Annotated in this window: 27 protein-coding genes; 6 read left to right on the top strand and 21 right to left on the bottom strand. The window is 67.9% G+C overall.

Features of this window, described 5'->3' with window-relative positions:
• Positions 1-55: 55 nt before the first annotated feature.
• From AC07U0_RS06820 to AC07U0_RS06795, 6 genes are read right to left on the bottom strand one after another with little or no spacing between them, the layout of a single operon-like run.
• On the bottom strand, positions 56-1459 hold the full coding sequence (locus AC07U0_RS06820) for a cytochrome P450 (RefSeq protein ID WP_494719283.1): 1404 nt from the start codon (positions 1457-1459) through the stop codon (positions 56-58).
• Positions 1460-1501: 42 nt separating this feature from the next.
• Positions 1502-2596 (bottom strand): glycosyltransferase family 4 protein, encoded by a 1095-nt coding sequence (locus tag AC07U0_RS06815; protein ID WP_494719282.1) that lies wholly within the window; start codon positions 2594-2596, stop codon positions 1502-1504.
• A gap of 37 nt (positions 2597-2633) precedes the next feature.
• Entirely contained in the window at positions 2634-3113 is a 480-nt protein-coding gene (locus tag AC07U0_RS06810; RefSeq protein ID WP_494719281.1) for a hypothetical protein, read from the bottom strand.
• 8 nt (positions 3114-3121) lie between these two features.
• Entirely contained in the window at positions 3122-5311 is a 2190-nt protein-coding gene (gene purL / locus AC07U0_RS06805; RefSeq protein ID WP_494719280.1) for a phosphoribosylformylglycinamidine synthase subunit PurL, read from the bottom strand.
• A gap of 50 nt (positions 5312-5361) precedes the next feature.
• The gene (locus tag AC07U0_RS06800) at positions 5362-5775 is read right to left on the bottom strand and encodes a DUF1801 domain-containing protein (protein ID WP_494719279.1); all 414 of its coding nucleotides are present in this window, start codon (positions 5773-5775) and stop codon (positions 5362-5364) included.
• Positions 5776-5811: 36 nt separating this feature from the next.
• Positions 5812-6606 carry a TspO-related membrane protein gene (locus AC07U0_RS06795; RefSeq protein WP_494719278.1) on the bottom strand — a complete coding sequence of 265 codons (795 nt, stop codon included), beginning with the start codon at positions 6604-6606 and terminating at the stop codon, positions 5812-5814.
• 118 nt (positions 6607-6724) lie between these two features.
• On the opposite strand from AC07U0_RS06795, the gene AC07U0_RS06790 reads away from it, so the two are divergent.
• Positions 6725-6916: a hypothetical protein gene (locus AC07U0_RS06790; protein ID WP_494719277.1), complete on the top strand. Its 192-nt coding sequence runs from the start codon at positions 6725-6727 to the stop codon at positions 6914-6916.
• An 11-nt stretch (positions 6917-6927) separates the two neighbouring features.
• Here the strand turns inward: AC07U0_RS06790 and AC07U0_RS06785 are convergent, their stop codons facing one another.
• From AC07U0_RS06785 to AC07U0_RS06765, 5 genes are all read right to left on the bottom strand, one after another.
• The gene (locus tag AC07U0_RS06785; protein WP_494719276.1) at positions 6928-7611 is read right to left on the bottom strand and encodes a hypothetical protein; all 684 of its coding nucleotides are present in this window, start codon (positions 7609-7611) and stop codon (positions 6928-6930) included.
• 11 nt (positions 7612-7622) lie between these two features.
• A complete protein-coding gene (locus AC07U0_RS06780) occupies positions 7623-8333 on the bottom strand; it encodes a hypothetical protein (RefSeq protein ID WP_494719275.1) in 711 nt (236 codons plus the stop codon).
• 97 nt (positions 8334-8430) lie between these two features.
• Positions 8431-9093: a phosphoribosylformylglycinamidine synthase subunit PurQ gene (gene purQ, locus AC07U0_RS06775; protein ID WP_494719274.1), complete on the bottom strand. Its 663-nt coding sequence runs from the start codon at positions 9091-9093 to the stop codon at positions 8431-8433.
• Positions 9094-9126: 33 nt separating this feature from the next.
• Positions 9127-10356 (bottom strand): MFS transporter, encoded by a 1230-nt coding sequence (locus tag AC07U0_RS06770; RefSeq protein WP_494719273.1) that lies wholly within the window; start codon positions 10354-10356, stop codon positions 9127-9129.
• Positions 10357-10451: 95 nt separating this feature from the next.
• A complete protein-coding gene (locus AC07U0_RS06765) occupies positions 10452-12257 on the bottom strand; it encodes a methyl-accepting chemotaxis protein (protein WP_494719272.1) in 1806 nt (601 codons plus the stop codon).
• Between the two features lie 345 nt (positions 12258-12602).
• Between AC07U0_RS06765 and AC07U0_RS06760 the strand changes: the two genes are divergently transcribed.
• Entirely contained in the window at positions 12603-13646 is a 1044-nt protein-coding gene (locus tag AC07U0_RS06760; protein ID WP_494719271.1) for a carbohydrate porin, read from the top strand.
• A 3-nt stretch (positions 13647-13649) separates the two neighbouring features.
• Here AC07U0_RS06760 and AC07U0_RS06755 read toward each other — a convergent pair whose 3' ends face one another.
• The 4 genes from AC07U0_RS06755 to purC form a co-directional block, all read right to left on the bottom strand.
• The gene (locus AC07U0_RS06755) at positions 13650-14114 is read right to left on the bottom strand and encodes a YbhB/YbcL family Raf kinase inhibitor-like protein (protein ID WP_494719270.1); all 465 of its coding nucleotides are present in this window, start codon (positions 14112-14114) and stop codon (positions 13650-13652) included.
• Positions 14115-14187: 73 nt separating this feature from the next.
• Entirely contained in the window at positions 14188-15474 is a 1287-nt protein-coding gene (locus tag AC07U0_RS06750; RefSeq protein ID WP_494719269.1) for a hypothetical protein, read from the bottom strand.
• A 189-nt stretch (positions 15475-15663) separates the two neighbouring features.
• A complete protein-coding gene (purS, locus tag AC07U0_RS06745; RefSeq protein ID WP_207870822.1) occupies positions 15664-15900 on the bottom strand; it encodes a phosphoribosylformylglycinamidine synthase subunit PurS in 237 nt (78 codons plus the stop codon).
• Entirely contained in the window at positions 15900-16658 is a 759-nt protein-coding gene (purC, locus tag AC07U0_RS06740) for a phosphoribosylaminoimidazolesuccinocarboxamide synthase (RefSeq protein WP_492033719.1), read from the bottom strand. The genes purS and purC overlap by 1 nt, the downstream gene beginning before the upstream one ends.
• Positions 16659-16955: 297 nt before the next feature.
• Here purC and AC07U0_RS06735 point away from each other — a divergent pair, with 297 nt between their 5' ends.
• Positions 16956-17279: a DUF1476 domain-containing protein gene (locus AC07U0_RS06735; protein ID WP_494719268.1), complete on the top strand. Its 324-nt coding sequence runs from the start codon at positions 16956-16958 to the stop codon at positions 17277-17279.
• A gap of 266 nt (positions 17280-17545) precedes the next feature.
• Here AC07U0_RS06735 and AC07U0_RS06730 read toward each other — a convergent pair whose 3' ends face one another.
• From AC07U0_RS06730 to purB, 4 genes are all read right to left on the bottom strand, one after another.
• Complete coding sequence (locus tag AC07U0_RS06730; protein ID WP_494719267.1) at positions 17546-18166, bottom strand: fasciclin domain-containing protein; 621 nt, start codon at positions 18164-18166, stop codon at positions 17546-17548.
• Between the two features lie 100 nt (positions 18167-18266).
• Entirely contained in the window at positions 18267-18779 is a 513-nt protein-coding gene (locus tag AC07U0_RS06725; RefSeq protein ID WP_494719266.1) for a DNA-deoxyinosine glycosylase, read from the bottom strand.
• A complete protein-coding gene (locus AC07U0_RS06720; RefSeq protein WP_494719265.1) occupies positions 18766-19497 on the bottom strand; it encodes a 2OG-Fe(II) oxygenase family protein in 732 nt (243 codons plus the stop codon). Before AC07U0_RS06720 ends, AC07U0_RS06725 begins: the two co-directional genes overlap by 14 nt.
• A complete protein-coding gene (gene purB, locus AC07U0_RS06715; protein WP_494719264.1) occupies positions 19497-20798 on the bottom strand; it encodes an adenylosuccinate lyase in 1302 nt (433 codons plus the stop codon). The genes AC07U0_RS06720 and purB overlap by 1 nt, the downstream gene beginning before the upstream one ends.
• A gap of 136 nt (positions 20799-20934) precedes the next feature.
• Here purB and AC07U0_RS06710 point away from each other — a divergent pair, with 136 nt between their 5' ends.
• Together AC07U0_RS06710 and AC07U0_RS06705 are read left to right on the top strand one after the other, a co-directional pair.
• The gene (locus AC07U0_RS06710) at positions 20935-21576 is read left to right on the top strand and encodes a glutathione S-transferase (RefSeq protein WP_494719263.1); all 642 of its coding nucleotides are present in this window, start codon (positions 20935-20937) and stop codon (positions 21574-21576) included.
• Positions 21577-21706: 130 nt separating this feature from the next.
• A complete protein-coding gene (locus tag AC07U0_RS06705; protein ID WP_494719262.1) occupies positions 21707-21832 on the top strand; it encodes a hypothetical protein in 126 nt (41 codons plus the stop codon).
• Between the two features lie 4 nt (positions 21833-21836).
• Here AC07U0_RS06705 and AC07U0_RS06700 read toward each other — a convergent pair whose 3' ends face one another.
• Positions 21837-23552, bottom strand: coding sequence for a lytic transglycosylase domain-containing protein (locus AC07U0_RS06700; protein WP_494719261.1), 1716 nt, complete (start codon positions 23550-23552; stop codon positions 21837-21839).
• A 184-nt stretch (positions 23553-23736) separates the two neighbouring features.
• Positions 23737-24537 (bottom strand): uracil-DNA glycosylase, encoded by an 801-nt coding sequence (locus AC07U0_RS06695; RefSeq protein ID WP_494719260.1) that lies wholly within the window; start codon positions 24535-24537, stop codon positions 23737-23739.
• 194 nt (positions 24538-24731) lie between these two features.
• On the opposite strand from AC07U0_RS06695, the gene AC07U0_RS06690 reads away from it, so the two are divergent.
• Entirely contained in the window at positions 24732-26381 is a 1650-nt protein-coding gene (locus tag AC07U0_RS06690) for an electron transfer flavoprotein-ubiquinone oxidoreductase (RefSeq protein WP_494719776.1), read from the top strand.
• Positions 26382-26409 lie beyond the last annotated feature (28 nt).

Raw genomic sequence — 26409 nt, 5'->3', positions numbered from 1 at the left:
CAGCTGAGGTTTCCGCCCTACGCCGGGTTTGCGACAGTAGCGCTTCAGCTCTGCGTCAGGTCGCCGCAGCGTCAGGCGAGGCCCGGCGCGGCCTCAATCGCAGGTGTATCGGCAGGCGGCTGCGCAGGGTCACCTGATGCATCGGATGCGGCTCGACCGTGGTGATCGCCTCGATCTCGGCCGCCTTCAGCAGGGTCGTCAGGGCGATCATCGCCTCCTGCATGGCGAAGGCCGCGCCGATGCAAACGCGGGGCCCGGCGCTGAAGGGGATGTAGGCATAGCGGTCGATCGACTTGCGGTTCCCGGGCAGGAAGCGCTCGGGGCGGAAGGCGTCCGGTTCGTCCCACAGGAGCTCGTGCCGGTGCAGGATCCACGGCGAGATCAACACCGCACAGCCTTCGCCGATGGCCTCGCCGCCGACCACATCCGGTCCCATGGATCGCCGCGCCAGGGTCGGAGCGGGCGGAAACAGCCGCATCGCCTCCTCGATCACCGCCCGCGTCCACGGCAAGCTCTCGGCCCATTTGGGATCAACGATGTCGAAAGCATCGGCCTCTGCCTTCAGCGTCTCCGCCACCGCTGGGCTGCGCGAAATCAGATGCAGGGCCCAGCCCAGCGTCCGCGCCGTCGTCTCATGCCCGGCCAGGATGAAGGTCAGGATATTGGCCGCGACCTCACGGTCATCGAGCCCCTTTCCGTCCTCGGCCTCGTCGCGCGCGGTGAGGAGGGCGGTCAGCAGGTCGTCGGGCGCAGCCTCGCCGGCCTCGATCCGTGCGCGACGCCGCGTCACCAGCGCTCCGACCCTCTGCTCGAAATAGCGCGCCGAACGATAGCTGGCGGTCTTGCCCAGTCGCGGGATCCAGCTAGGGGCATTGAACACATCCAGCGGATCGATCCGCGCCCCGACGGCCAGATAGGTGTTCAGCGCGGTCTCGAACCCCCGGGCGTCTCCATCCAGCTCGTCCGAGAACAGGGTCGCCGACAGGATATCGAAGGTCAGGCCCGACATCTCGGAATCGATGTTCAGTACCCGCGCCCCGTGCTCCAGATGCAGGGCCTCGACCCGGGCGCGGCAGACCTCGTCCATCCGCGCCGCCATCTTCAGCGTCCGCGCCGGGGTGAACAAGGGCGCAAGGATGCGCCGCGCCCGGCGCCAGACGTCGCCCTCTGTCAGCAACAGGCCGTCGGCCAGCATCGGACCCAGCACCCGACGCTGCAGCGCTCCCTTCTCATAGTTGGCGGCATTCTCGGTCAGGACGTGCCGCACGCCCTCGGGATGGCTGACGACCAGAACCTCTCCCAGCGCCCCACGGCCATGCAACTGGGGTTCCTGGAAGTGACGGTCGGACCACATGAGCAGCGGGTTGCGCCAGCTGATCCACAGAAACGGGATCAGCCCCAGCGGCTTCGGCGGCCGGGGTGGCGTCCAGGGGCGGAAGGTCTGTGATCCATCGGCCATGACCCTGACGCTACGCCCGGATCATGACGGACGGAAGGCAGGTCAGCGACGGACGGGGCCCGCGTCCCGGAACCGGCGGCGCGTCTCGTCCAGATCGCGCGTGCGGTCGTGGGCGTCGTGTTCCCTGAGGGCATAGGCTTGCCCTGCGGCGGCCATGGCTTCCCGCTCGACGGGATCGTCGATCAGCGTCAACAGCGCCTGGCCCAGCCGCGCCGGGAAGTCCGCATCGGGCGTCACCACGAGGGCGTGATCGCCGCTGGCTTCCGCCAGTCCGCCCATGCCCGAACTGATCACCGCGCTTCCGGCGGCATGAGCCTCGATCGCCACAAGTCCGAAGGGCTCGCGCCAGAGCGAGGGAATAACGACAACGGCGGCCCGCTGGAAAAGAGCGCGAACGACGTCACGAGGGGCGTCGTGCTGCACGGTGACGCGGTCCCCAAACCTCGCCAGCGGGGCCAGTTGCGCCTCGCTCCAGGTCTGGTGCCGGTCCCAGTCGCCGAGCGCCAGATCGACGCGCCAGTCTGGCCGCGCATCCAGAACGGAGACCAGAGCCTCGCACAGGGGCGCCAGACCCTTCTCCGGCGCCGCCCGGCCCGCGAAGGCTATCAGGGGCGCACGACCGGCGACGGGCGCGGACCACAGGGCTGTATCGATGGCGTTGGGCATGGCGACGGCCCGGCCGGTCAGATGCGGATAGCGATCGATGAACTGTCGCCGACCGACTTCGCTGACAAACAGGTTGCCGTCGAACAGGCCGGCGCGCAGCCGGTGGCGCAGGCGCTTCAGCGGGTTTCCGGCGCGCGGCAGAAGGTTGTGGCGATACAGGATGACCGGCAGGGTCCGCAGTCGGTTGGCCAGCGCCGCCGCACTCGGCATATGCTGATGGACCTCGACGATGTCCGGCTGCAGCCGCGCGATATGGTCGGCGATCACCCTGGCCCGTTTGCCCGGCGACCGTTCCGGCGCGATGGCCAGGGTTGTCAGGGCGTCGCCCCGCTCCGCGCCCTCGTCGCAGATGACGGTGAGCGTGTCGCGATCACGGCTGTGCTCACCCAGCGACCGGACCACGGTCTCGATGGAGGTCGGCCGGTTGACGTCAAAACGCGATCCCGGAGGCAGGACGATTACGACCCGCATTGGAGCGTCGGGCGTGTTCAAGAGCGGTCGGGGGATGTCATTGGGCGGTCGGATAGACCGTGGCGCGGCTGCGTCCGTCGCGATGCCGGACCGTCGTCGGCGCCCGGGTGCTGGTCGAGGGCAGCTGGGCCGCGAGGGTCCCGTACAGACGATTGGCGGCGGCCTCGTCCTTCGCGACCAGGCACAGGGTGGTTTCGCCTTCACGACCCCAAGGCTTCATCTCCGAGGCAGTCACGCCGGGATCGGCCTTAATAAGGGCCACGATGCTATCCCGCAGCGCCACGTCCGGTCCCGCGCCGAAGCTGCCGAAGCTCACCTCGACGTCGCATTCGGCCGTAGCAGGGGCGGCCGCCGGAGCGGGCGTCGTGTCAGCCTTGGCGGCGGCCTCGGCTTCAGCCGCTGCAGCGGCGGCATGGTTCGCGGTCGAGACGTCACGGATGACGCTGTCCACCGGATCCTCGCCGTCGCAGGCGGCCAGGCTGATCAAAAGCAGGGCAGGGAGGATCAGCCGGTGCATGACGGGCGTCAGGCCGCTTCGATCCAGCCCGGCATCCAGCCTTCATGGATCTCACGCAGGTCGGCCATCGGGATCGAGAACAGGCCCTCGGCGGCGAAGGCCGCACCGCCCGCCTTGCCGACCAGCGAGACCGGCAGGCCGGCCTCGCGCGCGGCGGCGATGATGTCGTCCGGGTTCGGGGCGGCGATCAGATAGCGGGCCTGATCCTCACCGAACAGCTGGCCGTGGTCGGCCGCGTTCAGGGTCAGGCCGATATCCGAGGCCAGGGCCAGGTCGGCTGCGGCGCCGATCAGGCCGCCGTCCGACAGGTCGTGAACCACCGTCAACTGGCCGGTCTCGATCTGGCTGCGGATGAAGTCGCCCGTGCGGCGCTCCAGCTTCAGGTCGACCGGCGGCGGGGCGCCGTCCTCGCGGCCCAGAACTTCGCGCAGATAGATCGACGCGCCCAGTTCGCCTTCGGTCGCGCCGATCAGGATCAGGGCGTCGCCCTCAGCCATCGTCGAGAAGCCCGTGACCACGTCATAGTTTTTGAGCAGGCCGACGCCGCCCACGGTCGGGGTCGGCGGGATCGCCGCGCCGTTGGTCTCATTGTAGAGGCTGACGTTGCCGCTCACGACCGGGAAGTCCAGTTCGCGGCACGCCTCGGCCATGCCGTCGATTGCGCGGACGATCTGGCCCATAATCTCGGGTCGCTGCGGGTTGCCGAAGTTCAGGTTGTCGGTGATGGCGATGGGCAGGGAGCCCACGGCCGTCAGGTTGCGCCAGGCCTCGGCGACGCACTGTTTGCCGCCCTCATAGGGATCGTTCTGGACATAGCGGGGGGTGCAGTCCGAGGTGACGGCCAGACCCTTGTCGGTGCCATGCACCCGCACCACGCCGGCGTCGGCGCCGGTGGCCGAGTCCTGCAGGGTGTCGGCCATGACGTGACGATCGTACTGCTCCCAAATCCAGCGCTTGGACGCCATGTCGGGGCAGGCGATGACCTTGAGCACGGCGTCGTTCCAGCTCTCAGGCGCGGCGACGTCGGCGGCGGTCAGGCGGGCATGCAACTCGGGCTGGACCCACGGACGGTCGTACAGGGGCGCGTCGTCGAACAGCGGGGCCAGCGGCACGTCGCAGACGACCTCGCCGTGGTGGTTCAGGATCAGGCGGCCGGTGTCGGTGGTGCGGCCGATGACGGCGGCGTCCAGACCCCACTTTTTGAAGATGCGATAGCCGTCTTCCTCGCGGCCCGGCTTCAGCACGGCCAGCATCCGCTCCTGGCTTTCCGACAGCATCATCTCATAGGCCGACATGCCGGTTTCGCGCTGCGGGACATTGTCCATGTCCAGCTCGATGCCGACGCCGCCCTTGCCGGCCATCTCGACCGAGGAGGAGGTCAGGCCCGCCGCGCCCATGTCCTGGATGGCGGCCACGGCGCCGGAGGCCATCAGCTCCAGCGTCGCCTCGATCAGCAGCTTCTCGGCGAAGGGATCGCCGACCTGGACCGTGGGGCGCTTCTCGTCGGAATCCTCGTCGAACTCGGCCGACGCCATGGTCGCGCCGTGGATGCCGTCGCGGCCGGTCTTGGATCCGAAATAGACCACCGACATCCCCGCGCCCGGCGCGGCCGAATAGAAGATGGCGTCCGACTTCGCCAGCCCCACGCACATGGCGTTGACCAGGATGTTGCCGTTGTAGCCGGCGTGGAAATTGGTTTCGCCCGCCACCGTCGGCACGCCGACGCAGTTGCCGTAACCGCCGATGCCCGAGACCACGCCCTTCACGAGGCGTTTGGTCTTCTCATGGCCGACGTCGCCGAAGCGCAGGGCGTTGAGCAGGGCCACCGGGCGCGCGCCCATGGTGAAGACGTCGCGCATGATGCCGCCCACGCCCGTCGCCGCGCCCTGATAGGGCTCGATGAAGGACGGGTGGTTGTGGCTTTCCATCTTGAAGATGCAGGCGTCGCCGTCGTCGATGTCGATGACACCGGCGTTCTCGCCCGGACCGCAGATGACGCGCGGTCCCTTGGTCGGGAATTTGCCGAGATGGATCTTCGACGACTTGTACGAGCAGTGCTCGGACCACATCACTGAAAAGACGCCCAATTCCAGCTGGTTGGGCTCGCGGCCCAGACGGTCCAGGACGACCTGGTATTCAGCGGGGCTCAGGCCGTATTCGGCGGCGAGTTCGGCGATGGTCTTTTGGGGGGCGCTCATGGCGGGGCTTCTAGCGATGTTCGACGCCGGAGTCAGCCCGGGGAAGGCCCTTAAAGCCCGTCCTTCTCCGCCGCCAGCCGCGCCCGGATGTTGGCATGGGCCGCCGTAATCAGTCCGGCCAGCGCCGCCTCGTCCACCGGCCTGCCCCAGCGCAGCTTCACATGCCGCATCCGCTTGCCAGTCCCCTCAAGCAGTCCGGCCGGGTCGGGCAGGGCAGCGCCGCGGAAGAAGCCGACATTCACATGGGCCTTGAAGGCGTCGACATAGCCAAAGGCGGCGTCCTCGACACAGGCCATCGGATGGCCGTCGCCCAGGGTCTCGCGCACGTCCTTGCCGCAGTCGCGCATCCGCTGGAACCAAACCCCGGCCAGCTGCCGCAGCGGATCGTCCGAGGACAGCCATTGCTCCACGCCCGGATCGCGCCGGGCCGTGCCGTTCAGCCTGAAAAGCGCCCCGTCATCCATGGGGCCACGCTAGCAGCGCGTTGCAGCCTGTCTATCTCAGGCAACCCGCTCCACCCGCCGCCGCTGCGCCAGAACGATCACCACATCGGCGACCAGAACCGCAACGGCGGCGATCAGGGCGGCGAAGGCCAGCGGTTCATTGCGCGCCTGCTCGGCCGCGAACACGCCCGCCAGACCCCAGGACACCGGCAGGCCGAAGGCGATGGTCCGGATGCGCCAGGTCATGGCCACCGCGCCCAGCGCCACTACCGCCACGGCCAGCCCGGCCCACAGCGTCGGTGACAGAACAGCGGGCAGGTCGCCGTTGCCGGTCGCCACCGTGATCAGATTCACCGGCGCCGCGATGCTCAACCATCCGGCCAGCAGGCTCAGGGGCCAGACCGTCATCCAGCGATCCCGGTCGGACAGCTTCAGATTCCGGATTTGACGCGCGTGCGTCAGCAACGGGATCAGCAGCACCGTCAGCGATCCGAAGATCAGCACGATGGTCGCGACCTCCCAGTCGAAGGCCGCCGCCACGATCCACAGCCCGATCCCGGCGAAGGCCAGAACCGACGGCCAGCCGAACGCGTGGATCAGATCGCTCTCGCCTGTCTGCGGAAGGGCCTGACGCACCGCATAGACCAGCAGTCCCAGATAGATCAGGCCCCAGATGGCGAAGGCCCAGCCGGCGACCTTCAGGGTCGCATCGCTGTCGGCGGCGAAAGCGGCCGCGCTCTGGCCCCAGCCGAGCCCTATCTGCGCCTGGGCGATCACCACGGCGAAGACGGCGGCGCCCAGAACGATCCAGCGGCGGGTCTTCTGGGCGGCGGTCGGGCGGACGATGGACATGCGGGCTCCTGCAAGGTCTCAGCCCGCCCATACGCGTGTGCGCGGCGAAGGTTCACCGGAACCGCAACGGTCGCCCGGCGGTTCAGCCTGCATCATCTCTCATGCAAGGAGGCCCGCCATGGCCGATCCCGAGGATAAACCCCACTTCGAAACCGACGACGTCGAGGCCAATCTGGCCATCGAACAGGGTCTGGGCGTCGGCGCGCGCGAACTGGCCGCCCAGCGCGACCCGGGCGGTGTCGTCACCCCTGACGAGGACGAAGACGCCGTCGATGAAGACGAACAGCTGTCGCGCACCAGCGACGCCTGAACCCTCGAACCTCAGGTCGCGGGGGCGGCCGCCTCTTCCTTGGTGTCGCTGTCGTGGACGATCACCTGGGCCGCGCCTTCCCATGAGAAGGTCCGCGACAGGCCGACGTCGGTCCCGCTGACCATGTTGCCGCCGCCGATCAGACCGGCGGCGAGCGCCGAAGGCATGGGCGTGGCGGTGGTGGTGGTCGTGGTCCCGATCACGATCGAATCGTATTTCTGGCCCACGCGGGTTTCTTCGGTGGTGACCAGAACGTAGCGCTCGCCGGGTCGAGGCCGGAACAGAACCGAATAGTTCGGGCCACGATACATGAACTCGTCCGATCGGAAGCTGCGCGAGGTCTCGCCGTGGCCATCCAGAACCTCGACGCGCGGCGAGAAGATACGCAAAGGCTCCAGATAGCCGCCGACCGTCAGGGTCTTGTCCTCGGCGTCGGCCGGGATGGCGTAGACCACATAGGCGGTCTCACGGCCGTCGCGACGGATGCAGGGCGTCGCCGACCCCACTTGGGTGGTCACCGTATAGAGGGCGCGCTCCTTTTCCGGCGTCAGGCTCTGGGCCTGGGTCAGGTCGGGGGTGGCGTCGCAATGGCTGCCGGCGAAGGCGAGAATGGCCGACGGCGGCGGTGGAGGCGTGGCGCAGCTGGCCAGAACCGCCGCGACGGCGGCTCCGGCAAGGGCGATCTGGGCGCGCATCGGCTTGGCTCCTAGCGCAGCAGCTGGGCGGCGGTGTCGGCGATCTGGTTCAGGGCGTCCTCGATGCCCGCCGCCATCTTCGCCGGATCGGCCAGAAGCTCCTCGCGGTTCTTGAACTCGTATTCGGGGTTCGGCGTCAGGGTGATAACGCCCGCGTCGGCGGTGGTCATGCCGTTGTAGACGATGCGGTTGTCCATCAGGATCTTCGTCGGATCCGAGGCGCTGACCAGTCGAACCTGGGCCGCTGCCGAAGGGCGGAACGGCTGGAAGGCGCCGGCCGACAGATAGCCGTGGTGGGCCACCACGATATCCAGATAGGCGTCGGCCGTGCCGTCGGCGGCCGGATAGGCCACGACGAAGGCCCGCTTGCCGCGCGGGGCGTTCTCGCGCACCGCCACCTGATAGCCTTCGGCCGTCAGACGCGACGCCAGGCGGCGTTCGAACACGGTCTCGCCGTCGAAGCTCACGCTGCCAAGGGCCTTGTTCACCGCCGACTGGCGCTCGGCCTGGATTCCGGCGTCGACCAGAGCGCCGATCAGACCGAAGTTGCGGCCCATTGAGGCGACCTCATAGGCGATGGCGTTGTCTTCAGCCGAGTCGTCCAGGACTGTGATGGTGTGGACGTTGGTCGAGGCCCGCTCATAAGGCGTGGCCACATAAGGCGACGCGCAGGCGGCGACGGACATGGCCGCGACGGCGGCCACGAGAACTTTCTTGAACACTGGATACTCCCCCCAAGCTTAGCACTAGGCATGCCTTGCGGGTTGTGACGGTGTCAATCGCGCGGAGAGCGCGAATGGGGCGGAAATGTGTGCGGCGTTACGCCGCAGCCATCACGCTGCGGAACAGGATCGCGCCGTCGGCGGAGCCCAGCTCGGCTTCGAAGGCCCGGTCGGGGTGGGGCATCATGCCCAGCACATTGCCGCGCGCGTTCTGGATGCCCGCGATGTTGGCGACCGAGCCGTTCGGATTGTCGACATAGCGGAAGACCACCTGACCCTCGCCCTCGAGCCGGGCCAGGGTCTCGGCGTCGGCGAAATAGTTTCCGTCGCCGTTGCCCTGGGTCATGACCACCTCGCGCTGGCCCTGATAGCCGGCGGTGAAGCGGGTCTGGCCGTTGGTCACTTCCAGCGCGATCGGCTTGCAGACGTATTTCAGCCCGGCGTTGCGCAGCAGGGCGCCCGGCAGCATCCCGGCCTCGCACAGGATCTGGAAGCCGTTGCAGATGCCGACCACGGCGACGCCGTCATCGGCGGCCTTCTTGACCGCCTGCATGATCGGCGCCTGGGCCGCCATGGCGCCGCAGCGCAGATAGTCGCCGTAGGAGAAGCCGCCCGGCAGGACGATCAGGTCCAGGTCGTCAGGCAGGTCCGTGTCCTGATGCCAGACCATTTCCACCCGCTCTCCGGTGGAGCGTTCGATGGCGACTTTACAGTCCCGGTCGCAGTTGGATCCGGGGAAGACGATGACGGCTGCGCTCATGGGCGGGGCCTCTAGCAGGATTCCGTGGAGGTGTCAGGCGGTCGGCGTGCGTTTTGCGTCCCACATCGCCCAGGCCCAGATGATCAGCCCGCCGAAGGCCAGGGCGGACCCCACCAGACCGGTCGAGGCCCAGCCGAAACCGGCCGCGATGGCCAGGCCGCCGAGGAAGGGGCCGAGCGCATTGGCGGTGTTGAAAGCCGAGTGATTCAGGGCCGCGGCAAGGGTCTGGGCGTCGCCCGCCACATCCATCAGCCGGGTCTGCAGCAGCGATCCCAGCCCCATGCCGGCGCCGATCAGGACGATGACGATGAGCACAGCCCACAGGTGCGGCGCGGCAAAGAAATAGAGGATCAGGGAGAAGACGCTCCAGATCAGCATCCCGGCGCCCGCCTTCATCCCGAACCGGTCCGAGGTCCAGCCGCCAATCAGATTGCCGGCCAGCATGCCGCCGCCGAACACAGCGAACACCCACGGGATCATCCCGGGCCCGACGCCGGTCACCGCCGTCAGGGTCGAGGCCAGATAGGCATAGACGCAGAACATCCCGCCGAAGCCGATGGCCCCGATGCCTAGGGTCAGCCAGACCTGCCGCCGCTTCAGGGCGCCGAGCTCACGCAGGGGGCTGGCGTCGGGATGGGGCGGATCGCGCGGTGCGAACAGGGCGACGAGGGTCATGGTGATCGCGGCCAGCACCGAGACGGCGGCGAAGGTCCAGCGCCAGCCGAAGGCGTGGCTGACGCTTGTCGCCACCGGCACCCCGATCACGGTCGCGATGGTCAGGCCCAGCAGGATCGTCGAGACGGCTCGCGTCCGATAGGCCAGCGGCACCACCGAGGCCGCGACCAGGGCCGCGACGCCAAAATAGGCCCCGTGCGGCAGGCCGCTCAGGAAGCGGAAGGCCAGCAGCCAGCCGAAGGTCGGCGACATCGCGCTGAGCGCATTGCCGACGGCGAACAGGGCCATGAAGCCGATCAGCAGTTTCCAGCGCGCGATGCGCGCGCCCATCACGGCCAGCAGGGGCGCCCCGACGACGACGCCCAGGGCATAGGCGCTGATGGCGTGACCGGCGGTGGGGGCGTCGACGCCCAGATCGCTGGCGAAGTCGGGCAAGACGCTCATCGCCGAGAACTCGGTGGTCCCGATTGCGAACCCGCCCATGCCAAGCGCGGTCAGGACCAGCGCCACCGCCTTGGCATTGACGCCCTGCGGCTCAATGGCGGTCGAATGCGCGGCGTCAAGCTCCGGCGTGATGTCCGTGGCCATGGGTATCCTGCAGGCAGAGAGAATTGCTGCACTGCAAAATAGGGAGGCGGGCTGCGGGATCAACCGCAACTCGTTCCGATACCGATCACACCTTGTTAGGCGGCGTAGCGCATCCGCGATCCGCCGGAGGCTGCCGTCCCGCCCGAGATGCGGAAGCGGCCGACCGACTGGCTCAGCAGTTCCGTCTCCTGGGCCAGGGCGTGGCTGGCTGCGGTGGTCTCCTCGACCATGGCGGCGTTCTGCTGGGTCACCTGATCCATATGGCTGACGGCGGTGTTGATCTCGGTCAGGGCGGTGGCCTGCTCCTGGCTGGCGGCGGCCATTTCGGTGATCAGGGACCCGACGCGCTGCACGCGGTCGGCGATGCGGTCCAGGTTGGCGCCGGTCTGGCGCACCAGGTCCACGCCCAGCGAAACCTGACGGCCGGAGTTCGAAATCAGGGCGTTGATCTCCTTGGCCGCTTCCGCCGAACGCTGGGCCAGGGCCCGGACTTCGGACGCCACCACCGCGAAGCCGCGGCCCGCGTCGCCCGCCCGCGCCGCCTCGACGCCCGCGTTCAGGGCCAGAAGGTTGGTCTGGAAGGCGATCTCGTCGATGACGCTGATGATCTGGCCCATCTCGTTGGACGAGGCATGGATGGCGTCCATGGCGGCGACGGCCTCGCCAACCACCCGGCCGCTGGACTCGGCCTCGTCACGGGCCTCGCCGACGACGTTGGAGGCCTGACGGGCGCCGTCGGCCGAGCGGTTCACAGTGGCGGTGATCTGTTCGAGGGCGGCGGCAGTCTCTTCCAGGCTCGCGGCCTGCTGTTCGGTGCGGCGTGACAGGTCGTCGGTCGCCTGGGTCATTTCATGGGCGCCCCCGCGAATGGTCGCGGCATTGCCGTTGACCGAGACCAGGGTCTCTTCCAGCTGGACCATGGCGGCGTTGAAGTCGGCCTGCAGCTTCTCATAGCCTTCGGGGAATTCGCCGACGATGCGGTGGGTCAGGTCGCCCTGCATCAGATGATCCATGCCCTCGGCCATGGCGGACACGACCTGTGCCTGTTTCTCGGCGGCAGCCAGCTGGGCCTTTTCGGCCTGGCTGCGCTGAGCGGCCTGGGCGGCGGCCTCGGCTCGGGCGCGTTCGACGATCAGGGCCTGGAGGGCCACGACCGAACGCCCGACGGCGCCCAGCTCGTCCTTGCGGCCGGCGCTGGTCAGGTCGACGTCGGTGCGGCCTTCCGCCAGCGCCGCCATCTCGTCGTTCAGTACGCCGATCGGGGCCACCACCTCCCGCATCGATCGGCGGATCAGCAGCAGGCTCAGGCCCACGCTCAGCAGGATGGCGATGATCATCGTCACGATCCCGGCGACGGCCATGAACTCAGCACGCGCCTTGGTGGCGGCCAGGGTAGATTCGATCTGTTCGGAAATCGCCTCCATCCGGCTTTCCAGCTCGCTGAAGCTGGTTCTGAAGGCGGGCAGGGCAGCCTCCGCGGCGGCGGGGTTGCTGCCAGCCAGGTTCACCATCCGCTGGGCGGAGGCGATGTATTGCTGCAGCGGGGCGTCGGCTTGTTCCAGGGCGCCGATCGTCTCGGCATTGGTCGCCTTCTTGTGGTTCTCGTCGATCGCGGCGCGGAAATTGGCGGAGTGCTCTTCCAGATCGGCACGGATGCCGGTCATCGCCGCGGCGTCCCCCGTCCGGGCGGCCAACAGGGCGGCCAGGACGTCAGCGCGCAGGGCGTCGTGCATCATGTCAGCTTGCATGTGGTTGCGCAGGACATCAGCGATACGCGCCGAATCCGACATTGATCCGTTCAGCGACGCCGCGATCAGCAGGCCCGAACCGGACCCCAATGCACACAGGATGGCCATCGCCAGACCGGCGAACTTTACCTTGGATCGGATCGTGGAAAGCATCGGGTCCCCCGCTTTTGCGGCCAGCCTAAGCCAACAGGGTTAACGACGTTATTCCGTACGGTACGGAACACTACCTAGCCAAAACGCCGTTCGAATTGAGAAATTTTTGAAGGGTTTGTCCGATGATGCAGTCAACAGGGCGGCCCAAAAAGGGTGAGGCCTCATCTTCCAGAATGGATGAGAAACAATATGGCGTTGGTACGGGGCGTATTCGCGTCGGTTGCTTTGGGTGTTCTTCTGTCGGCGACTTCATCTTTCGCAAAGACAGCTGATACGGATTCGCAATCGCCTTCTGATCAGCCGATTTGGGAATGGCATTCGGCCTATACCGCTGACGTGATCGGCGTGGTCGACGGCGCCGATGTGCGCGCGGGCCGCTATCTCGATAACCTCGACGTCTCCCTCGACGGCGATCTTGAGCGTCAGTTCGGCTGGCGCGGCGCCCGCGCCCATATCAGCCTTCTGGCCAATGGCGGCGGTCAGCCCAACGCCATCGCCGAGACCCTGCAAGGTTATGACAATATCGAGGTCGGCTCCCACGGCGTCCGCCTGTTCGAGGCCTGGATCGAGCAGGATCTGGCTGACGGCCGCGCCTCGGTTCTGGCGGGCCTCTATGACGTCAACAGCGAATTCTATTCGACCGAGGCCTCGGACCTTCTGATCTCGCCGCCGTTCGGCATCGGCTCGGAGTTGGCGGCGACGGGGCCGAACGGTCCCTCCATCTTCCCCTCGACGTCTCCGGCGGTGCGGGTCCAGCTCGGATCCAGCGATAGCCTCCACGCCCGGTTCGCGGCGGTGAACGCCAAGGCCAGCGCTATCGGCGACGACGGCGGCATCGACACCACCCTCGACGACGGCGCCCTTTATCTGGCCGAGATCGGCTGGTCCGGCCCGGTGCGCGTCGCCGTCGGCGGCTGGCGCTACGGCGAGGCCCAAGACGATATCCGCGACCTCGACCCGTTCGGCGATCCGGCCCTGACTGACGCCCAGGGCGCCTATCTGGTCGCCGAGGGCACCCTGTTCGAGGCCGAGGAGAAACCCACGGTCCGCGCCTTCATGCGTCTCGGCGCCTCCGACGGCGACACCACCGACTTCAAGGGCGGCTGGCAGGCCGGCATCCGCGTCGACTCCGTCTTCCAGAGCCGCCCCGACAGCGCCTTCTCCATCGGCTTCGATCAGGGCCTCCTGTCGGACAAGGCCCGCGCCAACGCGCTCGACGCCGGGACCCGGTTCGGCGACGCGGAGAGCGGCGTCGAGATCACCTATGCCGACACCTTTGGGCCGTTCACGATCCAGCCGGACCTGCAGTGGATCCACAATCCCGGCGGGGACCGCGATCGCGATGCGATCGTCACTGCCGGGCTGCGGGTGATCCTGACCCTGAAGTAGCCGCTACGCCTTGTTCTCGTAGGTCGCGGTGATCGTGGCCCTGGCCAGGGTGTGGAAGTGCAGGTTGAAGCCGAAGACGGCGCCCGAGTTGTCGGGCGTCACGTCCAGCCTGTCCGTGTCCACGGCGAAGACGGTGAAGATATAGCGGTGTGGGCCGTGACCCGGGGGCGGGGCGGCCCCGCCGAAGCCGGGCGCGCCATAGTCGGTGCGGCCCTCGACCGCCTCTGACGGAACGGGCCCTCCGGCCGGCAGTTCGCTCACATCCGCCGGGATATTGGCCACCGTCCAATGCCAGAAGCCCGAGCCGGTCGGCGCATCCGGATCATAGACGGTGATCGCATAGCTCTTCGTACCCTCCGGCGCACCGGACCAGCTCAGTTGGGGCGAGCTGTTGCCCTTGGCCGCGACCTGGGCGTCGGGCAGGACGCCGCCGTCCGTGATGTCGGTGGAGGTCAGGGTGAAGGTCATGGGCGCTCCTGTGTTCCAGCCGTGAACGCCTCCCGGGGCGGGAGGGTTCGGACGGCTCGTCGTATCAGGGGCCTCAGCCGGGCAGAAGCGTCTTCACGATCGAAAGATTGCGGATCTGGTCGGGCAGGGCGCGCGCCTGTTCCGGCAGGGCCCTGGCCTGGGCCAGCAGGGTCGGCCCGTCCATGCGGCCCGTGGCCAGGCCCACGCCGATGATGATCGCTCCGGCCACGATGGCGAGGATCAGCAGGCGCAGCAGTGCGCCGAAGAAGCCCGTCTTTTTGCGTTTGCTCCGCGCTCCGGCGGCGGCGACCGCCGTGATCGGCCCCAGCGGATCAGGCTCCACGGCCTTCTCGGCCGCGACGGGCTCGGGAAGCAGAGGCTCCGCAACCTCGGCGGTGGCGGCGAGGGGTTCGACGGCGATCGGCTCGACAGTGACAGACTCCACAGCCGCAGCCGGCTCCACCGCGACCGGTTCGACTTCGGCGGGCTCAAGGACAGTCGGTTCCGCTGGCTCCGGGGCCTGCACCGTCTCTGTGGCGTCCGCCGTTTCGACGACATGAGGAGCGGCCGCCGGCGGCTCGTCCACGGTGGAAGGCGAGTGGGAGGCGACGAGGGCCAGGCTGCCGCCGGCGCCCGTGTCGCCGTCGTCCGGCCGGGTGTGAGGCGTAGGTTCCAGTTCGGCCAAGGCGAGGGCCAGCGCTCCCGATGACGCCGCCGCCGGACCCAGCTCGGCCAGAGCCAGGGCCATGGCGCCTGAAGCCGCGACGCGCGGGCGTTCCATCATGACGGCCTCGGCGCTCTGCGGCTCGGTCGGCGACTCCGGCCGGGCCGGGGCCTGGGCTACATCGGGGCGGATGGGCACCACATTGGAGGGACGTTCCTCGTCGTCATCGGCCGCCTCGGCCGCGTCGGTTCCGGCTTCCGCGGCAACGCTTTCGGGTGCGTCCGCCAGATCGGGTTCCGAGTGGGCGACGACCGGCCAGGGCTCCAGGCTTTCCAGCGGCTCGCCTTCCGCCGGCGCGGCGGCCAGAGGAGCGGCCACGGGCGCTTCCGTCTCCTCGCCCGGATGCAGGGCCGGTTGGCCGTGCAGGGTGGCGTCGTCCGGATACTGGGCCAGCTGGGCCTGCAGCTGGGCCAGGGTGAAGGGGGCGTCGGATTCGAAGCGCGAGGGGATGATGGGCCCCAGCTGGCGCAGCGCCCAGTACTGGGCCTTCGCCGCCGCCGGGCTGGGCGCATAGAAGATCTGCTTCAGCGTGCCGCCGCGAAGGGGCGCGCCGGTGTCATCGGTGTCGCTCCGGCTGGCCAGGCGATAGCCCAGGCCGTCGGTGTATTCCCACAGTTCATGGCGCAGCCAGATCATCGTCGAACCGCCGTATCAAGGAGGCGTGGACCCGGCTTTCGGGCTCACACGACCGGTAAGGAAAACGCAGGCGTTAACCTTATCCGACAGAACGGCATTAGGCCACAGGTCTCACGGCCAAGCTTTACTGTTGCGCCGCCCCTGTGGGCTCGGCGCATCGGTGGGCCGGGCGGCGCGAGTTTCAGGGCCTCAGGCGGCCTCGATGCGGTAGGATTCGATGACCGTATTGGCGAGCAGCGTCTCGCACATTTTCTTGGCTTCCGCGGCCGGATCCTCGGCGCCGTCGAGGTCGAACTCGATCAGCTTGCCGACGCGCGCATTGGCGACGCCGGCCCAGCCCAGACCCTGCAGGGCGCCTTCGACGGCCTTGCCCTGAACGTCCAGCACGCCGGGCTTCAGGAAGACGTGAACCTTGACCTTGGCCATCAGTGCAGTCCCCCCTGAATCACGGTCGGCATATCCTTCATGATGCCGAGGCGGCGGGCCACCTCCGCATAGCTCTCGATGACATTGCCCAGGTCGCGGCGGAACCGGTCCTTGTCCAGCTTCTCGCCGGTGGTTGCGTCCCACAGGCGGCAGCTGTCCGGGCTGATCTCGTCGGCCAGGATGACGCGGGCGAAGTCGTTCTCCCAGATCCGCCCGAACTCGATCTTGAAGTCCACCAGGGTGATGCCGACCGCGCCGAACATGCCCGACAGATAGTCGTTCACGCGCACGGTGGTGGCCAGGATGTCGTCGATCTCCTGCGTCGAAGCCCAGTTGAACGCCGTGATGTGCTCTTCGGTCACCATCGGGTCGTTCAGCTCGTCCTTCTTGTAGTAGAATTCGATGATCGAGCGGGGCAGGGGCGTGCCCTCTTCCTGGCCCAGACGCGTGGCCAGCGAGCCGGCGACGATGTTGCGGCACACGACTTCCAGCGGGATGATCTCGACTTCGCGGATCAACTGCTCACGCAGGTTCAGGCGCTTGATGAAGTGGTTGGTGACGCCGATCCCGTTCAGGCGGCTCATCACGAACTCGCTGATACGGTTGTTGATCACGCCCTTGCCCTCGAGCTGGGCCTTCTTCTCGCCGTTGAAGGCAGTGGCGTCGTCCTTGAAATACTGGATCAGGGTGCCGGGCTCGGGTCCTTCGTACAGGATCTTGGCCTTGCCCTCGTAGAGCTTCTTGCGCTTGGTGTTCATCGTCGGTCCCGGGCGGGAAAAGGTAAGGGCTTCGCCGGAAACGGAAAACGCGCGGCCAGAGACAAGGTCTGGGCTACGCGTTCAGGAATCAGGCTGGGCGGGAAATCTGTCTGGCCCTTCCTTTAGCGGAAGGGCGTCGGCGATACAAACCAGCGGCGCCCTTCCGGAACAAGACGGCGTTACATGAAGTCGCCGCCTGTCGGCTCGGACGTGATCCCGGTTGCGTTGGACGGCGGGGCGGCTATAGACGCGTCTGCGGCGCCCGGATTGGCCCGCGTGCGGAGCGAATGACGGCTGATGACGACCTTCGATGATCGGGAAAAGGGCTTCGAGTCCAAGTTCGCGCTCGATCAGGAGCAGGAATTCAAGGCCATGGCCCGCCGCAACAAGCTGCTGGGTCTGTGGGCTGCCGAGAAAATGGGCCTGTCGCCTGAGTCTGGCGAGGACTACGCCAAGGCCGTCGTGCGCGCTGATTTCGAACAGCCGGGCGATGAGGACGTGTTCCGCAAGGTCGCCGGCGACTTCAAGGGCTCGGGCCTGACCGTCTCCGACAGCGAAATCCGCTCAAAGATGGACGAACTGGCCTCCGTCGCCCGCGACCAGATCCGCGCCGGCGAGTAAGAAAAAGGCCGCTCATCCCCGCGAAAGCGGGGACCCAGACCTTTGGGCGACCGGTCTTTCCCGAGATTTCTGAAATCGATCCCGTTCGCAGCGCTTTCACGAGCGCTGGGTCCCCGCCTGCGCGGGGATGCGCGGCGCATACGAAAAGGGCCGCACTCGGGGGAAAGTGCGGCCCTTCGTTTCGGGGGCTGGGGGAAGCCTCACCCGAAATCTTGCGTCTTGCGCCCCTCTAGAATGCCTCGGCGCGAAAACGGTTCACGAGAAAATCACTTCGGCATGACGACCGTGTCGATGACGTGGACCACGCCGTTCGACTGCATCACATCGGCCTGGGTGACCTTCGAGGTCCCGCCCTTGGCGTCGGTCAGGGTGACAGAGCCATCGGGATTGACGTTGGCCGTCAGGGTCTCGCCCTCGACGGTGGTCAACTCGACCTTGCCCCCGTTGGCCTGGGCCTGGGCCGCCAGATCGGCTGCGGTCAGACGGCCGGGCACCACATGATAGGTCAGGACCTTGGTCAGGGCGGCCTTGCCGGCCGGCGCCATCAGTCCTTCACGCGTGGCTGCCGGAATCTTCTCGAAGGCGGCGTTGTCGGGGGCGAAGACGGTGAAGGGGCCGGTGGCGCTGAGGGTGTCGGCCAAGCCCGCGGCCTGAACCGCGCTGACCAGGGTGGTCAGATTGGCGGCCTTGGAGGCGTTGGCGACGATGGTGGCGTTGGGGCTCATCGGCGCGCCTCCGACCATCGGGTCGGTGGTCGCGGGCGCCGTCGCCGGAGCCATGGGCTCGGCCGGGGCCGGCGCGGCCTCTTCCTTCTTGTTGCAGGCGGCGACCGCCAGCAGGGCGGCGACGGAAACGGTGGCGAGAGCTGTGAAGCGGGGGGCGGACATGGGGTTTTCTCCTGAGGCCGCACTCGCGGCGGCTATTCAGCAGGTACTGTCCAGCGCTCGAAAGGATGCATACGGCCCAGCATGGGAATGGCTCGGGGACTCAGGCCGTCAGGAAATCCCCAAGGCGGCTCCACGCCTCCGCCTTCTCCGCCAAGGGTCGCGTATGGGCCGGGCTGGAGGAGGGCAGGTCGATCAGGGACAGGCCTTCCAGTCCCGCCAGAACCCGCCGTCCGCTCTTTGCCGCCGTCGCCCCGTTGAAGGCCACGGCCCTCAGCTGGGGCAGGCTCGCCACCAGATCACGCAGGTCGGCGGCTTCCGGCGAGCGGATCGCGGCGTCCAGACTGCCCGGGCGCTCGGCCGATGCGATCACATCCCAAAGTCCGACGCCCGCGGTCTTGAGGGCTTCCAGCCGCTCGCCATAGGGCAGGGTCGCCAGATCGCGCCCGATCACGCCCCCGATCAGCCGCCAGAAGCCGTTCTGCGGATGCGCGTAATATTGGGCGGCTTTCAGGGAAGCGTCGCCGGGCAGGCTGCCGAGGATCAGAAGCCGGGTCGCGCCGTCCGTCACCGGGTCGAAGGCGCGTTTGCGCGGGCCCGGCTCAGATCCCGGCATTTCTCAACCAGCCCACTACGGACAGTCGCGGCGCCCGGGCGTAAGCCGAGACCGGCGCCACGGAATGATCCTGCGGCACGGTGAACAGTGTCAGCGTGTTCCAGCGTGGCGCATGGCCGTGAATCACGTCGCCGGCCTGGTCGTGGAAGAGCAGCTGTCCGCCCCAGTCGGGGCGCCAGCGCCGCGTCAGCCCGAATGTATAGGCGACCAGCCGGTCGCTCTTTTCAGAGCCGATATCGTTGTGGAGGCCGATGAAGTCGCCGGGCCGATAGAAGGTGAGCTGGCCGTCCGCCTTGGCGATGTCCGTCCGCCCGGTCACGCGCCGGCCCAGTTCGGTGAAGTCGGCGTTCAGGAATTCGGTAAGGGCATGGATCGGATGCCCCGGATCGCGCCCCGCCAGATAGGCTGAGATCAGCGGGTAGGCGAGGTAGACGAAGCCGTAGCCCTCGCCCGCCTTCTGCATCATGGCGCCCAGCCGTCGGCGCAGTTCGTCCTCGCCCAGCGCCTCGACTTCCCGACGGTTCAGAACCGCCGGTCGGCCGTCCTCGCCCTGGAAGGCCATGTCCCAGTCGATCGAGGTTTCCGCCAGCCGCAACAGGTGTTCCGCGCTCTCCGGCGCCAGAACATCGGCAATCTGCACCATGCCGTCCCGCCGGAAGATCCGGGCGGCGGCGTCGAGATCGATGGCGGGATTGAACCGGAGCGGCGGTGGATTCATCAGTTCGCGCCGAACACCCGCTGGAACACCGTGTCCACGTGCTTGGTGTGATAGCCCAGATCGAACAGCGCCTCGAGCTCGGCGTCGGGGACGATGACCTCCGGGTCCTCCTTCAGGAAGTCGAGGAAATTGCCCTCGCCGCGCCACACCTTCATGGCGTTGCGCTGGACGGCGGCATAGCTGTCCTCACGCGACTGGCCGAGTTGCGTCAGGGCCAGCAGGACGCGCTGCGAGTGGACAAGGCCACCCAGCTTGTCGAGGTTCTTCTGCATGTTCTCCGGATAGACCAGCAGACGCTCCATCACTCCGGCCAGACGGTTCAGGGCGAAGTCCAGATGGATGGTGGCGTCCGGGCCGATGCCGCGCTCGACCGATGAGTGGCTGATGTCCCGCTCGTGCCACAGGGCGACGTTTTCCATCGCGGGCGTCACGGCCGAACGGACCAGACGGGCCAGACCGGTCAGGTTTTCGGTCAGGATGGGGTTGCGCTTGTGCGGCATGGCCGACGAGCCTTTCTGCCCCTTGTCGAAGAACTCCTCGGCCTCGAGGACTTCCGTGCGCTGCAGGTGGCGGATCTCGATGGCCAGACGCTCGATCGAGGAGGCGACGACGCCCAGGGCCGCGAAGAAGGCGGCGTGGCGGTCGCGCGGGATCACCTGGGTCGAGACCGGCTCGACCTGCAGGCCCATCTGGTCGGCGACATATTGTTCGACCTGCGGGTCGACGTTGGCGAAGGTGCCCACGGCGCCCGAGATGGCGCAGGTGGCGATCTCTTCCTTGGCGACGACCAGACGGCGCTTCGCCCGCTGGAACTCGGCGTGATAGCCCGCCAGCTTCAGGCCGAAGGTCACCGGCTCGGCGTGGATGCCGTGCGAGCGGCCCACGGTCGGGGTGTATTTGTGCTCCTTCGCCCGGGCCTCCAGCGCCGCCAGCACCCGGTCGACGCCGGTGATCAGCAGGTCAGACGACCGCGCCAACTGCACGGCGAAACAGGTGTCCAGCACGTCCGAGGAGGTCATGCCCTGGTGCAGGAAACGGGCTTCCTCGCCGACCGTCTCCGACACGTGGGTCAGGAAGGCGATGACGTCGTGCTTGGTCGTGCGCTCGATCTCGTCGATGCGGTCGCTGTCCCAGGCCGCATCCTTGCCCTTGGCCCAGATGGCCTCGGCGGCTTCGGTCGGGATGACGCCCAACTCGGCCATCTTGGTGGCGGCATGGGCCTCGATCTCGAACCAGATCTTGTACTTGGTCTCGGAGGACCAGATGGCGACGGCTTCGGGGCGGGAATAGCGCGTGATCATGGGCGCGGGGTGTCGTTGCAACCCCCTCCTGAGTCAAGCGGCGCTTGTGTCTGACCCGCTTAAACTTGCGTGAGCGGCTGTGGTGAAAAGGCCCGAGTCGGCGCATGAGACCGCCACATCACAGGGAGAGGGCCAAATGGAACTGATCATCGGACCGCGCCGGTTCTCGACCTGGTCGCTGCGCCCTTGGCTGGTGCTCAAGCGCTGCACCGACGACTTCGCGGTGCGCGAGCTCGACTTCAATACCCCCGAAGGCCACGCCGAGATGTTGTCGGTCTCCCCGACCGGCCTCGTGCCCGTGCTCAAGGTCGACGGCGAGACCATCTGGGACTCCATGGCCATCTCGGTCTTCTGCGCCGAGCGCTTCCCCGAGGCGAAGCTCTGGCCCGCCGACGCCCACGCTCGCTGGCTGGCCCGTTCGGCGGCCTGCGAGATGCATGGCGGCTTCTCGGCCCTGCGCACCCACTGCACCATGAACCCGGACCATCCGATGGTCGGGCCCGAGCGCTCGCCGGCGCCGCAGAATGACGCGGTCGCCGCCGACATCCGCCGTCTGGTGACTCTGTTCCGCGGTCTGCGCGAGCGCTTCGGCGCCGGCGGTGACTTCCTGTTTGGCGCGTGGTCGGTGCCCGACGCCTTCTTCACACCGGTCGCCACCCGCATCCGCCACTACCAGATCGATCTGGCCCGCTATGGGGACGAGGATGGCGTCGCGAGCACATATGTCGCGGCCTTATTGCAACAGCCCGATTTTCTCGAATGGGAAGCCCTGGCCTGACCGGAACCTCGCCTCATTTGGGGCCTTTGAGGGACAGTGTTCCATTAAGCACGCCTGCTGACCGGCGCTTAAGGCAACGCTGTTATCTTTCTCACATCCGGGGGCTGCCCCGACACAGGATTTTCAGACCATGACCGCTCCGGTCGAACCGCGCCCCGCCGTCGTCACCTCGCGTCAGCCGACGCTGGGCAGTGTCGCGCTCGCGCTTCTGGTCGGCTGTTGCCTGTGCGCCTCGCTGGTCGCCAGCATCTTCTAGGGCGTCAGAGGCCGCCGTTCGAGCCCGGCGCCGCGGCCATTTCCACCGGCCCGGCCGGCGCGGGCGGAACATAGTCCAGACCGATCGATACGAGCCCTGCGCCCGAGGCCACCGCGTCCAGGGTGTTCAGCGGCTTGCCGAACATGCGCTGGTAGACCCAGTAGGCCGCCACGACTTTTTCGACATAGTCGCGGGCCTGGGGCACGTCGATCGTCTCGATCAGCAGCAGCGGGTCGGGGTTCGGCCCCAGCTTGCGCAGCGCCGCCAGCATCGGACCCGGCCCGGCGTTGTAGGAGGCCACGGCGCGCAGGATGTCGCCCTGGAACTCTGGCCGCGACAGCATCTGGTTCACATAGACCTGCCCCAGCCGCATGTTGACCGCCGGGTCGAACAGCTGCTGCGGCTTCGACACGAAGGTGCGGTCGCCCGTCATTTCGGCGGCGGTGCCGGGCATGACCTGCATCATGCCATAGGCGCCGGCGGCCGAGCGGGCGTCCGGGTTGAAGTCGGTTTCCTTGCGCGCCAGGGCATAGACCAGGGCCGGCTCGACCGTGAAGCCGCCCTCGGGCGTCAGCACCGGGGTCGCATAGCGGGTCGCATCGACCCGGGTCACATCGGGGCCCGAACCGCCCATGCGCGGGCCCAGGGCGTCGGCCAGACCCGTCCACATGCGCCGGGCGGTGTCGCTGACGGCGGTGCGCAGGCCGGCGCGCAGTTCGTCCTGGGCGTCGGAGCGGCGACCGACCTCGAGATAGGCCACGGTGCGGCGGGCGCGGTCGTCGGACTGGATGAAGGCGTTCAGGTCGCGCGCATCGACGGCGTCGGCGGAGCGGGCGGGCCGATAGGCGACGCGCTGAACCCCGGCAGGCTGATAGGGACGCGGCCCCAGACCCTCGATGGCGATGTCGCGGCCCAGCTGGCGCAGCGCCACCTGGCCATAGAAGGTCGCGGGCCACTGGGCGGCCAGGTTCAGGAAGCCGGTGATCCGGTCCTGACGGCCCGATTGGGCGGCGGCCTTGGCGGCCCAGACCCCGGCCCCTGCGCGAACCCAGGGGTCCTCGGTCGGATCCGAGGCGACCCGTTCGAAGGCCTGCATGGAATCGTTGAACTGACCCAGCCGCCAGGCGGCCAGGCCGGTGGTCCACCAGTCGCCGATCTGCATCCCCAGCGCATAGGCGGTCGACAGGTCGTCATGGTTGTAGGCGACCCGCGCGGCCTTGGCGGGGTCGTCCTCGGTCGAGCCGCCGCCGGCCTCGACCACGCTGGACCAGGTGCGGCCGCTGACCCCGGCGGGGCGTTTCGGCTCGGCCGCGCCGTCAGGGCGGCGTTTCAGGGCCAGGGCATAGGCGCGCGGGGCGCATGGCAGGTCGGAATAGTCGTCCAGCCAGGCCGACAGTTCCTCATAGGTGGCGACATAGTCGGGGTGGAACAGCCGCTCGAACTCGACCTGACCCAGCAGGACGTGATCGCGGGCCTCGCGCGCAGCGGCGCGGGCGAGGTCGAGGTCCCCGCGGCGCAGCGCGTCGAAGGCGGTGGTGTAGCTCAGGCGGTCGGCGGAGCTGAGTGCGGTCGGCCCGCCTTCATTGGCGGCCGCGTAGGCAACGCCCTCGGCGGAGTCGGTCGCAGCCGTGGCGGCAGACTCGGCCGAGGGCGCTTCCCTGGCCATCGCGACACCGGCGTTCAGGCCGGTCAGCGTCAAGGCGAGTGCGGAGGCGAGCATCGGCGCGAGGAGCGCCCGGCGGTAAGCATACATAGGCGGCGGCCCCCTCGTGCAACGCGTCTCCCGTCTCGATCAGGATCGGCGCGTGTGTCTGCGATCGGTCGTCAATCCGTAACCATGCCCGAAAAACGGGCTTTCCTCAATCACATGACTGTCAGACGAGGTATCGCCCTCGTTCGAGGCCTTAGTGGGGCGCGCCCGATTCGAGCGCTTCCAGCCGCGCCGCCAGCGCCAGAATGTCGGCCCAGGCCTGCTTTTTCGCCTGCGGCTGACGCAGCAGGAAGGCCGGGTGCAGGGTCGGCAGGGCGGGGGCCGAGACGTCGCCTTCGGCCAGCCGCCATTCGCGCCACTGGCCGCGCATCTTCAGGATGCCCTCGTCGGTCGACAGCACCGACTTGGCCGAGGCCGCGCCGAGCAGCAGCACGGCCTTGGGCTTCAGGATGGCGAAGGCCCGCTCGACAAACGGGGCGCAGACGGCCTGTTCCTGCGGCGTCGGCGTGCGGTTGCCGGGCGGCCGCCAGAAGACGGTGTTGGTGATGAAGACCTTGCCGGTCAGGCCCGCCGCATCGAGCATCTTGTCCAGCAACTGGCCCGCCTTGCCGACGAACGGAAGGCCCTGCGCATCCTCGTCCGCGCCCGGACCTTCGCCGATGATCAGGATCGGGGCGTCGGTCGCGCCGCGTCCGAACACCGATTGGCGCGCGCCCATGCCGCGCAGGTCGCAGGCCTCGCAGATCGACACGGCCGCGGCCAGCGCCTCCAGCGTATCCGCCCCCGCCGCCAGCCGCCGCGCCTCGGAAATCGCATCGTGGGCGTCGTTCTGGACCACGACCGAAGCCGTCGCCTTGGCCACCGCCTTCAGGGCCGGCGCCGGGACATAGGTACGGTCTACCGCCGCGTCCTCGTAGCAGGCGTCGACCCCCGCATCGCGCCAGAAGGCGAGCAGGCTTTCGGTTGCGGCGATATCCGAAGGAGAAGCGTTCATGTCAGTCGGTACAGGGATAAGCCTTGACCGCCGCAACGTCACGTTCTGATAAGCACATAACCACACCGACAACCGGGATTCACGACACCATGGCCGAGGAAGCGATCGAGGGCGGCGCCACGAACAAGGCGCAGGAGGCCATTCTCGACAACCTGCCGCCCATCGAGGCGCTGCAAGGCGTCGAGCGCGAGGTCATGGAATATGACGTCGTCATCGTCGGCGGCGGCCCCGCCGGCCTGTCCGCCGCCATCCGTCTGAAGCAACGCGCGGAAGCCGAAGGCAAGGAAATCAACGTCGCGGTTCTGGAGAAGGCGGCCGAGGTTGGCGGTCACATCCTGTCCGGCGCCGTGATCGACCCCAAGGCCCTGAACGAGCTCTTCCCCGACTGGAAGGAACGCGGCGCCCCGCTGGAGACCCCGGTGGTCAAGGACAAGTTCCTGGTCCTCGGCCCGATGGGCGAGGTCTCCATCCCCATGCCGCTGCTGCCGCCGATGATGCACAACGACGGCTGCTACATCGCCTCTCTGGGCAACCTCACCCGCTGGCTGGGCGAACAGGCCGAGGCGCTGGGCGTCGAGGTTTATCCCGGCATGGCCGCCAGCCATGTCGTCTGGGATGAGCCCACCGGCCGGGTGAAGGGCGTCGTCGCCGGCGTCTTCGGCATCGACAAGCACGGCCAGCCGACCGGCGACTTCCAGCCGGGCATCGAGCTGCACGGCAAATACGTCTTCATCGCCGAGGGCGTGCGCGGCTCGCTGGCCAAGACCATCATCGCCCGCCACCAGCTGGCCAGGGATTCCAGCCCGCAGAAGTTCGGCATCGGCCTCAAGGAGCTGTGGCAGGTCCCGGCAGACAAGCACCAGCCGGGTCTGGTCCAGCACTCGACCGGCTGGCCGCTGGACGAGTTCACCGGCGGCGGCAGCTTCCTCTACCACTTCGGCGACAACTACATCGCGCTCGGCTACGTGGTTCACCTGAACTACAAGGACCCCTTCCTGTCCCCGTTCGACGAGTTCCAGCGGTTCAAGCACCACCCCTCGGTCGCCCAGCACCTCGAAGGCGGCACGCGCATTTCCTACGGCGCGCGCGCGATCACCGAGGGCGGCTTCCAGTCGGTGCCGAAGCTGTCGTTCCCCGGCGGTGTCCTGATCGGCTGTTCGGCGGGCTTCGTGAACGTGCCCCGCATCAAGGGCAGCCATAACGCCATGAAGACCGGCATGCTGGCCGCCGACGCCGCCTATGACGCCGTCATGGCCGGGCGCGAGGGCGATGAACTGGTCGAATACCAGGCCGCCTACGAAAAGAGCTGGGTCTACAGGGAGCTCAAGGGCGTCCGGAACGCCAAGCCCTATCTGACGAAGTTCGGCACGACGCTCGGCGGCGCGCTCGGCGTCGCCGAGATGTGGCTCTTCGCCCTGACCGGCCTGACCACGCCCTGGACGATGAAGCACAAGAAGACCGACGCGGCCTCGACCGAGCCGGCCTCCAAGCACAAGCCGCGCGTCTATCCCAAGCCGGACGGCAAGCTGTCGTTCGACAAGCTCTCGTCGGTGTTCATCTCCAACACCAACCACGCCGAGGAACAGCCGGCTCACCTGAAGCTGATCGATCCGTCGATCCCGATCCGGGTGAACCTGCCGAAGTACGGCGAGCCGGCGCGCCTCTACTGCCCGGCGGGGGTCTACGAGGTCCTCTACGCCGAAGACGGCAAGTCGGACCCGCGCTTCCAGATCAACGCCCAGAACTGCGTCCACTGCAAAACCTGCGACATCAAGGATCCGTCGCAGAACATCGTCTGGACCACGCCCGAAGGCGGCGGCGGCCCCAACTATCCGAATATGTAGGGCTTGAGGGAAAACCCCCTCTTGCGGG

The organism is Brevundimonas sp. GW821-FHT02A10 (genome assembly GCF_059422025.1).
Note: the sequence above shows the minus strand (reverse complement) of the source record. Positions and strands in the feature narration are given on the sequence as shown.